At 35.7% G+C, this 10,659-nt stretch carries 12 protein-coding genes; 3 read left to right on the top strand and 9 right to left on the bottom strand.

The annotated features are described in order from the left end of the window. Positions 1 to 59: 59 nt before the first annotated feature. Entirely contained in the window at positions 60 to 251 is a 192-nt protein-coding gene (locus VB797_RS20985) for an ATP-binding domain-containing protein (protein ID WP_323239684.1), read from the top strand. A 31-nt stretch (positions 252 to 282) separates the two neighbouring features. Here the strand turns inward: VB797_RS20985 and VB797_RS20980 are convergent, their stop codons facing one another. Genes VB797_RS20980 through VB797_RS20970 form a run of 3 tightly spaced genes read right to left on the bottom strand, consistent with a single transcriptional unit; the run spans position 283 to position 3,875 of the window. Further along, on the bottom strand, positions 283 to 1,443 hold the full coding sequence (locus VB797_RS20980) for a hypothetical protein (RefSeq protein WP_323239683.1): 1,161 nt from the start codon (positions 1,441 to 1,443) through the stop codon (positions 283 to 285). 27 nt (positions 1,444 to 1,470) lie between these two features. After that, positions 1,471 to 3,126 (bottom strand): hypothetical protein, encoded by a 1,656-nt coding sequence (locus VB797_RS20975; protein ID WP_323239682.1) that lies wholly within the window; start codon positions 3,124 to 3,126, stop codon positions 1,471 to 1,473. Then, positions 3,093 to 3,875 carry a hypothetical protein gene (locus VB797_RS20970; protein ID WP_323239681.1) on the bottom strand — a complete coding sequence of 261 codons (783 nt, stop codon included), beginning with the start codon at positions 3,873 to 3,875 and terminating at the stop codon, positions 3,093 to 3,095. Before VB797_RS20970 ends, VB797_RS20975 begins: the two co-directional genes overlap by 34 nt. 84 nt (positions 3,876 to 3,959) lie before the next feature. Here VB797_RS20970 and VB797_RS20965 point away from each other — a divergent pair, with 84 nt between their 5' ends. Further along, a complete protein-coding gene (locus VB797_RS20965; protein WP_323239680.1) occupies positions 3,960 to 4,169 on the top strand; it encodes a hypothetical protein in 210 nt (69 codons plus the stop codon). A gap of 77 nt (positions 4,170 to 4,246) precedes the next feature. Here the strand turns inward: VB797_RS20965 and VB797_RS20960 are convergent, their stop codons facing one another. The 4 genes from VB797_RS20960 to VB797_RS20945 all read right to left on the bottom strand — a co-directional run bounded on the left by VB797_RS20960 (position 4,247) and on the right by VB797_RS20945 (position 6,773). Next, complete coding sequence (locus tag VB797_RS20960) at positions 4,247 to 4,963, bottom strand: DUF6753 family protein (protein WP_323239679.1); 717 nt, start codon at positions 4,961 to 4,963, stop codon at positions 4,247 to 4,249. Next, positions 4,960 to 5,859, bottom strand: coding sequence for a cobalamin biosynthesis protein CobQ (locus VB797_RS20955; protein ID WP_323239678.1), 900 nt, complete (start codon positions 5,857 to 5,859; stop codon positions 4,960 to 4,962). Before VB797_RS20955 ends, VB797_RS20960 begins: the two co-directional genes overlap by 4 nt. 111 nt (positions 5,860 to 5,970) lie before the next feature. After that, positions 5,971 to 6,291, bottom strand: coding sequence for a hypothetical protein (locus VB797_RS20950; RefSeq protein ID WP_323239677.1), 321 nt, complete (start codon positions 6,289 to 6,291; stop codon positions 5,971 to 5,973). Between the two features lie 62 nt (positions 6,292 to 6,353). After that, entirely contained in the window at positions 6,354 to 6,773 is a 420-nt protein-coding gene (locus tag VB797_RS20945) for a hypothetical protein (protein ID WP_323239676.1), read from the bottom strand. Between the two features lie 800 nt (positions 6,774 to 7,573). On the opposite strand from VB797_RS20945, the gene mobV reads away from it, so the two are divergent. Beyond that, entirely contained in the window at positions 7,574 to 9,160 is a 1,587-nt protein-coding gene (gene mobV, locus VB797_RS20940; protein WP_323239675.1) for a MobV family relaxase, read from the top strand. A 633-nt stretch (positions 9,161 to 9,793) separates the two neighbouring features. Here the strand turns inward: mobV and VB797_RS20935 are convergent. Both VB797_RS20935 and VB797_RS20930 read right to left on the bottom strand, forming a co-directional pair. Further along, positions 9,794 to 10,219 carry a type II toxin-antitoxin system VapC family toxin gene (locus tag VB797_RS20935; protein WP_323239674.1) on the bottom strand — a complete coding sequence of 142 codons (426 nt, stop codon included), beginning with the start codon at positions 10,217 to 10,219 and terminating at the stop codon, positions 9,794 to 9,796. Then, positions 10,216 to 10,515: a hypothetical protein gene (locus VB797_RS20930; RefSeq protein WP_323239673.1), complete on the bottom strand. Its 300-nt coding sequence runs from the start codon at positions 10,513 to 10,515 to the stop codon at positions 10,216 to 10,218. Before VB797_RS20930 ends, VB797_RS20935 begins: the two co-directional genes overlap by 4 nt. Positions 10,516 to 10,659 lie beyond the last annotated feature (144 nt).

Here is a 10,659-nt window from a genome sequence, read left to right as displayed (position 1 = left end):
TGGGGCACTTTGTTAAACTTGTTTGTTGTTTGTATATTCACAACAGTGAAAGCCTTGAGATGCAATCGTTGTGGACATTGTGGGCAAGAAAATTCGTAATGTTGAACCGGAATTTGCTTTATACTGGCTTAACTCGTGCGAAAAAGTTGGCGATTATTATTGGGAGTAAGAAAGCTATAGGAATGTGCGTTCGTTCTAGAAAATCTCAGGAACGATATACTCAATTGAAGCTCTTATTGCTTAAAGTGTAATCCTCTTTTTTGAAACCTAATATCATACCACTTAATTAACACCTAAAATACGCGCCACCTTCGGGTTATAAGTTAATAATTTCAATATTTCTATAACTGGAACCTTCGCTTCATTCATTGAAATAACTTTCTCTCGTAAGTGCGATCGCACATAAGTTTTTCCTCTCTTCCCTCCATATTCCCACTCGAAATAAAGCTGTTTGATTGGCTTCTTCTTGGTGCTATTAGCATTCGCGTAACCCCAAGAAAGATTACCGCTACCTTCTCCAGGTTTACGGTGGGTGCTAGGGGAAGCTGAAGGTAATATATTTATCCCTAGCATCTGGTCATCATTACTTACTTGGATGTTTGGAGTAGTTGATAAAAATGAACCGTCTTGCTGAGTTTGGCTATCATTTTGTAATCGGGTGCTAGGGGAAATTGAAAGTAATATATGTCCCCGCTTCTCCTCGTCATCATTACTTACTTGGAAGTTTGGAGTAATTGAGAATAATAAACTATCATCCAACTTAGTTTGACTCTCACAGTAAAATCGGGTGCTAGGGGAAGTTGAAGGTGATATATTTACCCCTAGCATCTGGTCATCATTACTTACTTGGATGTTTGGAGTAGTTGATAAAAATGAACCGTCTTGCTGGGTTTGGCTATCATTTTGTAATCGGGTGCTAGGGGAAGTTGAAGGTGATGTATTTACCCCTAGCACATTGTCATCATTACTTACTTGAATATTTAAAGTAGTTGAGAATAACAAACTATTATTTAACTTTGTTTGGTTCTCGCTTTGTAATCGGGTGCTAAGGGAAATCGAAGGTGATATATGTCCCCGCTTCTCTCCGCAGGGTTTCTCAGTGCTAGGGGGACAAGAGTAAAAGGGATTCATGTAAATTTGTAAAGGTTGCCGGACATAATCCTCTATCCAGAGAACTTTGCGCTCGTGCCAAGGCTGCCTAAAACTATTATCATTAAAAGCTTGATCAATTTTAAGTGGTATTTCTTCTCCATCTTTGTCTAAAACTTCCACAACTGTGGAAACTTTTTCATTACTATTTTCAAGTAGCTCAGTGTTTTGTGAAATTTCGGGAAAATCATCTAGTTCATCCCAAGATGGATCGTGTACCGTAGAATCCCAGTCATATTCATAACTGTGTCTATTAGGTTGACGGTATTGCTCGATATCAAAAAGCATCGTCATTTTTTTTAATCTTGTTATTAGTGGAAATCAACGTTCTTCGAGTGCATTGTTTCTCGCGACTTCTATAGTCTTCTTCGGGAGTGGTAAATTCCGTCTATCAAACTCTTGAGTTTGCGGAATATATGCTGCGATCACCGAACCTTGGTTAGCCAAAAAATCAATAATGCCAACAGTTTGAGCGCTCTTGACCCCAATCACAATATCTGATGGCTGCTTCATCATCTGCATTGCATCTTCTACCGAAGCGCTACCAATAAAATCAACGTTTATATTTTCATACTCTGCTGCTAGCTGATTAATAGCTCTTACCGAAGCTGAAGATTTATCTGGGTTTGCCGAAACATCAACAAACTGTACCGTGTCGTAACCTGATTCCACCGCACGTTCAACTGCGCGTTTGAGCATATTGCACATCATTTGTTGAGTCTTCTGTTCAAGCGCACTATCAACAGATGCTTCAAAAAATAAAACGGTGCAAACATTTTTATTGCTTTCAACAGAAGTTTCACCATGCTGTTGTAAAGTAATTTCTATTTGTGGAAACTTGACGCTGTTCGGGTCAATTACAATATCCGCATAGCTAGCTCTCGCATTTTTTAAAGTACCTGAAAAGCTAAATCCTTGAATCGATTTACCAACAGCAGTAAGTTTTTCTTGTAAAAAGATTACTGATTTTTTGTTAACATTTCCTAGCACTTGATTATCTATCTTCGCAAAAACAGTTGGTGTATTTTTTTCTACAACTAAAGTAATATTGGCTGTTTCACCCTGCCATTGATGAGATTTAAAAGCATATTTATTTACGTTATCAATTTGCAATTTATGATCGGGTTTTTTTAAACTGCTAACAACAACACTGGTGCTGGTAGGGGATATGATAGTAGCAACCGCTTCGCATCCAGCGAGTAAATGAGGAGAAGAAGCATCAATAGTGCCGAGTTTTTTACCTTTTATATAGTTAGATTTTTCTGATTGAGGCATTGCACCAACTTCACATTGCAACGCAATATTTTTCTGAATTTCCGAGGCGATAACCCCAATTTTATTATCCATAGCAGAAACAGCAATTTCTGCAAAGGTTCCTTGATAAGGTACTTTTGTTTTTTTGACAATATCGGGGTATCTATTCTGGGGTAAATTCTTTTGTTTTACTTCTTCTGCTAATATCGGAAATTCTTTGCTAGGTGCAAAAGCTAGTAAATCACCATCAAAATCGCATTGCATATTATCCATAGCTGTTTTTGGGTTTATGTAGACGCATCCTGATAGCGTTTGTGAAAGATGCTTATTTTTTAAAGTAATTACACCATTGGAATTGATTAAAGGAGAGCGAGTAACTATTATTTCTTCTCCTTCTTTCAAGTAAGGAATACAAATTTCATTTGGCTGTAAATCTAAACTAGGTTGAGCTAAACCGGATGTAAACTTGATAGAACGTCCAGTCGCTATCTCTACCCATTGTTTTCGAGCAAAGTCTTTCAGGTCAGAAATAATTTTCGGATGTTCGAGAAGTTGATAAAAATTTTCTGTATCGGCTTTTAATAGAGAGTAAAGTAATAAATATTTTTGTTCTTTGATACAGTTTGAACATTCTTGAGCTTCTTGAATTTCCGAGTCAGAAACTAAATCAAACAGAAAGAGTTTTTCATCTATATCTTGTTTAGAATCTGTATCCGAATCCAAATTTTTTCCAGCAAGTTCTTTACGTCGAGAGCAGGTATCAATATATCGCTGTGCAGGGAAAGTATATATTCTCCAGGTTTAATCGCATCTTCTCCTTTCCTTCCTTTGAAAGAAGATGTCGCTAGTACCATATCGTAACCAATCTTAGAACGGAGAGTACCGTCTGTTAGCTTACCACTCATGCTAAAAGAAGATTCCCCCAGCCTACTGAGTTTTGTAGGTGCGAGCGTACCCTTTGCGATTCGCATAACTGGACACTCTTTTTGAGGTTTGATACCAAGTCGAAACTGAAAAGCACGCGGTTGTATATTGTTAGAAATTGCGAAATCCCTGTCTATTAAACCTTTACAATCACCAACTAACTTTCGAGCATCATTTTTAGCTATAACACCACCGTTTTCTCCAGTTACATCATCAACAATTAAAACTCTCACCTCCTTTAATTCATGAAAGCTTTGACAAGGTGTGAAAGGTAAAGGATAAGCTGCACCATCAGAAGGGTTAGGATACAATGAAGAGCGAACATTCTTGTTATCGGCGAAGAACATCCTTGTACCAGACGAAAATTGTAAACTCATTCCATCTAAATTTTCTTCCAGGTCTTCTGGTATTGTGGCATTAGGATAAGCAATGCCGATGCTAAAATTAGTGTTAGGAAATAAATATTGTGCAAGCGAATTCGTTAGCTTTTGTTCGATACCTGTATTTTGTTTAGTTTTTGTATCAAATTGATTGAGCTTTAAAGCCATATCCAAATCATTATCTTGAGTTAATAATTACTTCTTTCAAAAAGGTTAAACAACAATATAATTACACTTGAGCCGGTAAATTTTATGAAAGATAAAAAAGGGACACATATTCCACAAACAAATATCAGTCAGCTTTCTTGTGGGATGACTCCAGAAGAACTTATTAGTGAAGGTTACGTAGATGTTGATTATTTCTACGACCCGAACGAAGAAGAATGGAAAAGAGAGGTAAATAAAATGGAAAAAATAGCGAGAGAAAGTAAGTTATCTGATGATGATTACATAGAGATTTAATCTTAATTTAGATTATGTGTAGACGCTTGTGCTTGTGGAAGATTTTTCATCTTGGTCTTTATGTAATGATTTAAGCGCTAAGAACCAAACTTACGTTTATCTGCCGGAACTACCCAAATAGTGCAAAATCCTGACTTGGCTTTGCGGTTGTATTGCGATAAAACTACACCCAATTTCTGAGTATCCTTGATACATTCACCATTCTCCAAATAACCGCGATTCCAATCAATTAAATTCCTCGCAAATCGACCTTCATTCGACATTGCCCATTTCATTGCATCTAATTCCTCCCAAGTTAAATTATTCGACTTCACCAAGGTGTATCCCTTTCCCAACACACCTACAATCCAAGGTGGAATAGAGACTCCACCGATAAAACCTGCTGCAAATATCAGAAAAAATACAATAACAGCAGGATAAATAGAATTGATAATATTCCGACCTTCACGTACCAAAGATTCATGAATCAAAGCTTGTGCAGCACGGTTAATTGCTACCTTTTGTCTTTCAACTGCAACTTGCTCCACCTTCTCTAAATTAGAAGCTAAATCCCGATTCCAAGTTTTAAAAAGTACTTGTAATGTTTCGGGTGCATCTTCCAACATTACTTCTAGTTGCCCCGTAGCAATCATTATTAGAAACAATGGGTCATCTTGAGATAATCCACAGCTATGAGCAAAATGCAATACTCGTGTTTTAAACGATTCGCTCTTACCCTTGAGAGCTTCAGCAAGTAAATCATCCGGGGTTTTGGGTTTTTCTTCTATACTTTTGGAAGCATCAACTGCACTCATTGAATTAACTCCGTTGCAGCTAAAGAAGCATAAGCCAATTTTAGAAAATTCTTTACTCGTTGCTTGGGAACAACCTTTAATTCGGGATGTGCGATCGCCATATCGAAAGTTATCCCTAAACGGTCAATCATGTTTCTTTCCCAAAATGGAAATTTGGGGAAATCCATGATGACAAAGTTGTAGTCACTGACAGCCGATTGAAATTCTGGCATCTGGTTTATATACTGCCAGTCATCGCATAATCCTTGATTTCTTACAAATACATGAATAATGTCATCTCCTAAATCATCTAAGGATTTAAGAAAGAAATTTACCGAGTCAACACCTCCCATACAAACAAACCATTTAATAAACTTAATTGAATTATCTTTACCTAAATTAACTAAATCATTACGTTCTATCCAGTCAGTAACATTGGAATAAACTTGAGCGGGTAGATTGACAAGTACGGATTTTTCAAAAGCCAAATCAAATATTTTATCAGCTTCCGATGCCAGCTTTTCATCATCACTAAAAAAAGCAACTTCAACCGACGGATAAATTTTAGCTATATCTTTATTACTTGTATCAGCGTCAACAATTGCCACATCGTAAGCGATGGAATTGCAGTATTCAATAAAGGTTCTACAAAAAAATGATTTACCGCACCCCCCTTTTTCTCCGTCAATAATGTGAATAATTGTTGGTTGTTTGAAACTATTTTCTTTCTCTACTCGAACAAAACCATTAGTTGATGTTTGTTGTTGTTCCTCGCTATTATGATTGCCCTGAGTAGTTTCTCCCTTTAATATTTCATTGATTGGAGGTTCTGTAATTTCTTCATTTATTTCCGAGCCATCAATTTCTTTATCCCAATCTTCTACTTTTTCATTCGTTGGTAATTTATTCTTATCCATAGTTAATTTTTCTGTTTGTATATCTTCTCGAAGGGTCAAAACCGTTTTTTTGGGTCTGCCTCTTTTCCTTTTAACTGGTTGAAAACTCATACAAAACCTATGTTAGATAACTTACATAAAATTACTTAAACCCGTATCATCGTAAACATTATTTTCGCTTTGATTATCGAGGCGATCGCAAGAATGATTATTTGAACGAGACTGTATAGAATTCTGTGTTAAAAATGTTAGAGAAGCATCTTCCAATCCTGCTAATTCAACAATTTCTTGTGCCTGTTTTCTGAGAGATTTTACACAAATTTGAGCTATGCGCTGTACTTCTTTTTCATCATCTGAATAATTAGCAAGAGCATGAGTCAGCCAAAATGAACGCACTGCTACAAGCATCATTTGTGTTTTACCCGTAATCCGATTGGATTGAATATAATTCATTAATTGGACATCCATCCATTGATTGACATGGCTGATAACGCCAACGAAAATCGATTTGTTTATTACACATCTATTTGTTTTAAGAAATACAAAAATACGCTGTAAACATCAGCCAACCGACTTCCCAATCCAAAGCTATCAACTTGTGATGGAATGTCTGCACCAACTCCCCATAAACAAACTGTCCCTGAATAATGTGAATTTAACTCTCTCCTCATGTAATCCGCAGTTCCACCGCAAAATAAGATTTCTGAAACCAGCGAACGTGAAACTACTTGGTCTAACCAACTTGTGAGTACTGCCGCATATTCCCTCCTAGCAACCTTTATAGCCTTCTGTACTTGGATCAATTCATGGCGTTTATTAATGTTACTGGTACTTTTCAACAACTTTGTTAGAGGAGTAGTAGAAATATCGCTACCAGCAGCCACCACAGCAGGAGCTAGTTGTGAAGCATTCTGTCCGGAAGTTCTAGCAACCACCTTATGATTATTTTGATTAATGAAAACTGTCTAACTGCTACGGAGAGAGAAATTGAGGAATAAAACACAGTATTAAATGACTAAATTCAACAGTGATTTTAGAAAATATTAAATGCAGCGTTAAAAATAGGGCATAAAATATTTCAGCTTCTTCTCAGTTATAAAGGTGAAACACACTACACCTTTGTTTTGAATAATGGCTGGCAAATAATTCAGCCTAATCACGTCAAAAATTAAATTGGTCATAGTTCTTGATTTCCGAATAATGGTTTTTCTGGCAAGGTACATCTGATTAGTAAGGCTAATACATTCACTATTTAATTTCCTCTCCCTTCTCATAAAATAAAATCTTACTTACCTTGTTAGCAAACTAATCCTAATTACTGCAATATAACTAAAGACAGATAAGATACTTAGGCAAGAAGTGCCGAAAAATATCAGTATAAAAGCAGCGATAGTTGAACTTATATCAATTAATATTGTTATGGTGCTGTATTTGTCTCTATGCTTTTATCTTAAGAACATCATCTTGAAATAATGCTTCTGTATAATTACTAGTTTTGATAATATTTAGTGTTTTGTATATTAACCATAAATAGTGGGAAGAATCGAACTTATCAGTCTTTATACACAACATATATGATTCAAAAAATACTCATATTATTTCTTGTTTACGTAATTAATTAGGTATATATTTTGGCTATTTTTAGATATTTTTAGAAGTCAATTCTGTACTCTTCCTAATAAATGCGATAACAGTAATTAAAATTAATTCTTATTATTTTCTCGGATAAAAAAAGATGGCTTTTACAATTTGTAGAATTCAGAAAATAAAATCCTGGGGTGCTTTGGCTCGGAGTGAAGCACACACTGCAAGAGAGGTAAATACACCGTCGGCAAACCCGCAGATCAAGAATTTAGAAGTCGTAGAAAATTGTGACAATCTTGATTTAGTTTTGAAGGTAAGAAACAAAATCGGTTCTCAAAAATATCGCTCTGATGCCGTTCTAACAGTCGAGATGTTGCTGAGTGCAAGCGCAGAATACTTCCGTCCCTATGCAGCACACGAAGGTGGAAATTATGACAAACAGCGCTTGGATGATTTCGTAGAGGCAGTTGTTGAGTGGTTAGATAATTCTTGGGGTGATCGCATAGTCAAAGCATCATTACATCTCGATGAAATAACACCGCATATCCACGCTTATCTTGTACCGTTGGATGAGCGGGGAAAACTGAATTGCAAAGCATTATTTGGTACGAGGGTGAAAATGTATCAGTTACAAGATAGTTTTGCAAATGCTGTTGAACATTTGGGAATAGTGCGAGGTGTAAAAGGGAGTGTTGCGACTCACACTAAAATCAAAAAGTACTATGCAGCAGTAAATCAAGATTCTCAATTACTCGACTTAGAGCGTTATATTCCCCAACCCCAACCACGAGAAGGAAGTGTTGCATACAGACAAAGGGTGATTGAGTTATTAAATCCGCAATTGGAGGTGATTAATTATCAATTGAGAGAGCGCGATCGCATTCTTCAACAACTCACCGAGTTAAAGCAAACCGCATCTGTGAGCGAACAATTACGATACTCTTTAGAAAATGAAGTAAGGCTGCTCAGAGCAAACCACGAACGACTAGACTTAAAATTATCCGAAGTTGCTTACGAACTAGGGCTGAATCAATATGAGCATTTAGGTAATCCGCTGTCTTTAGTGATGAGCGTTAACAAGTGTAATTTTGATGATGCTGTAGTTTGGTTGCGGGACAGATTTGGTGAAACTAGTATGACACACGCAGTTTCCAAAAGCGCTTTAACTATTGCACGACAAACACAAGAATCTATATTTGTGCCACCCATACCTTCACACAACCATCTTTTAGTTGTCGAAGATTACTTAAACCAAAAGCACTCTATTCCACAAAAGCTTTTAAAATCCCTGCAACAGCGGGGTTTATTGTATGCTTCGACGAACGGTAATGCAGTATTTATCGCTCGTAATCTTGATGGGAGAACAACGGGAGCTTATTTGTATTCCTTGAAAAACAGCGAACATGAATTTAGCTTATGTACGGGTAGTAGACGCTCAAGTGGTTGGTTTCATTTAAGCGTGGGTGGTTCAAATCGTGGATTGATAGAAACAGCAGTTTTAAATTCTTCTCCAATAGATGCACTCAAGATTATGGTAAAAAATGCACCTCATAACCATAGAACGCTTTATCTCACTCTCGATAATGAAAATGCACCATTACCGTCAGAGTTTCTCAAAACTTTACCCAATGTGGTTGTTGCATTGCCAGAAAAAAGAATCGTGTCGATAAGAAAAATTTTACCCAACGCAAACGCAATTGATGTTTCCGAATATAATCAGCAACAACAATCCTATTAACATCATAATTGCTGCATCTAAGATGAAATTTATCTGTTTTTTCAAAGTTCAGTGTAACGAGTTATAAAAATAACTCAGCATTTCTTAGTGCAATCAAACAAAGAATACTGATATCTGTGTACCAGCAATAAAGGCATGGATGATATCAATACCAATATTTATTCATAAGAGTATTGTTTTGAGAATCTAAGCATTAAAGCTAGCTAATAACAGGCTATTTAATGCACGTTTCCTATATGAAACTTACGTGTATATATCTAAAAAATAGATCGATTTGTGTAGAGAAAATATCTCAATGTTGAGAACAATTATTTTACTTTTTAAGAATAATTTAATTAAATATCATAACATTTTGAAGCTTTTATATTTTTAAGTTAGTATGAATTTAACAATGTGCAATTTAAAGCATAGATAAAGTTTGTGTTGTTATAAATTTGGTGCTATCTACTTTTTTGGTCGCGAAAAGGTGCATTAATTAAATCTACCAATCGAAGGATAAGAATCCTTCATCCCGGACATATCTGTCTGGTTTTTTGTATAAGGGCAATAACACTTACTTATTTATTTCATAAGACAAAAATGTAAAAAAGCATTTTGATGATACTAATTCTCGTAGAGACTTGTACAAAAGTATTAATCTTGCCCATTTTCAATATTTAGGTTTGGAATTTGGGAAAAATCTTTGTAATTACGTGTAACGATTGTTGCATTTTGAGCCAGAGCAATAGATGCTATTCGTAAATCTTTTTCAATTCTCTTTTTTGCTAAAGCCTTATTTTGCCGTAAGGCTTGATAAGTATTTTCAGCATCTTCTTCAAAGTTCAAGACAGTTATTACCTTAAAAAATTCTGTGGTTTTCCATAATGTAGTATAAAGATGAACAAGATTGCCCTGTTGTGCAGGGTCATTTAATTTTCCAGCCCAACCATTAAATAGTTCTTGAACAGTAATTACGGTAATGGCTACATCATTAGAATGCTTTGCAACTTGAGCTATGATTGACTTATTTCCAGCTAGAAATAGTGAGGCGTGATCGGTATCAAGAATCCAGAAACTCATTGGTCGCTATCTAATTCGCGCTCTGCTCTCATTTGTTGCATAATTTCAAGAAAATCTGGGTCATCCTGAAATATTCCAGCAAATTTCATTAAAGAGCTTTCTGAGACAAGTGGTTGCGTTGATATTGGAATCTTAACAATTTCGGCATTAGCTAGGCGTTTTTGCAACTTAGAAATAACTTTTTCAACAGCACCTTGTTTTGTTTTATCAGTAATTTGACAATCAGGAACTTCTAAGACAGTCGCTACCGTAAAACCATCGTCTGTATTTTCTACTAAAATATTCCAATTATCCACAATGTTTATTTAGCTTAACTTTTTTGAACTTTATATCAACAATCGTCATTATATCTTGTCTATAAGTTTTTATCTTTAAGGATTCTTAATTTTTAGGAAGAAACTTCTCCCTAAATGTTTGAATGTAACTGCATAATTAAACTT

It is taken from the genome of Rivularia sp. UHCC 0363 (assembly GCF_034931125.1).
Lineage (GTDB): Bacteria > Cyanobacteriota > Cyanobacteriia > Cyanobacteriales > Nostocaceae > Rivularia.
The sequence above is the reverse complement of the archived record's forward strand: the minus strand, read 5'-3'. Positions and strand labels throughout refer to the sequence as shown.

Bases quoted from the DNA above. Each gene is read 5' to 3' on its own strand.
- VB797_RS20960 (WP_323239679.1), bottom strand. From the start codon at position 4,963: ATGAGTGCAGTTGATGCTTCCAAAAGTATAGAAGAAAAACCCAAAACC.
- VB797_RS20970 (WP_323239681.1), bottom strand. From the start codon at position 3,875: ATGGCTTTAAAGCTCAATCAATTTGATACAAAAACTAAACAAAATACA.
- VB797_RS20950 (WP_323239677.1), bottom strand. From the start codon at position 6,291: ATGAATTATATTCAATCCAATCGGATTACGGGTAAAACACAAATGATG.
- mobV (WP_323239675.1), top strand. From the start codon at position 7,574: ATGGCTTTTACAATTTGTAGAATTCAGAAAATAAAATCCTGGGGTGCT.
- VB797_RS20980 (WP_323239683.1), bottom strand. From the start codon at position 1,443: ATGACGATGCTTTTTGATATCGAGCAATACCGTCAACCTAATAGACAC.
- VB797_RS20965 (WP_323239680.1), top strand. From the start codon at position 3,960: ATGAAAGATAAAAAAGGGACACATATTCCACAAACAAATATCAGTCAG.
- VB797_RS20985 (WP_323239684.1), top strand. From the start codon at position 60: ATGCAATCGTTGTGGACATTGTGGGCAAGAAAATTCGTAATGTTGAAC.
- VB797_RS20955 (WP_323239678.1), bottom strand. From the start codon at position 5,859: ATGGATAAGAATAAATTACCAACGAATGAAAAAGTAGAAGATTGGGAT.
- VB797_RS20935 (WP_323239674.1), bottom strand. From the start codon at position 10,219: ATGAGTTTCTGGATTCTTGATACCGATCACGCCTCACTATTTCTAGCT.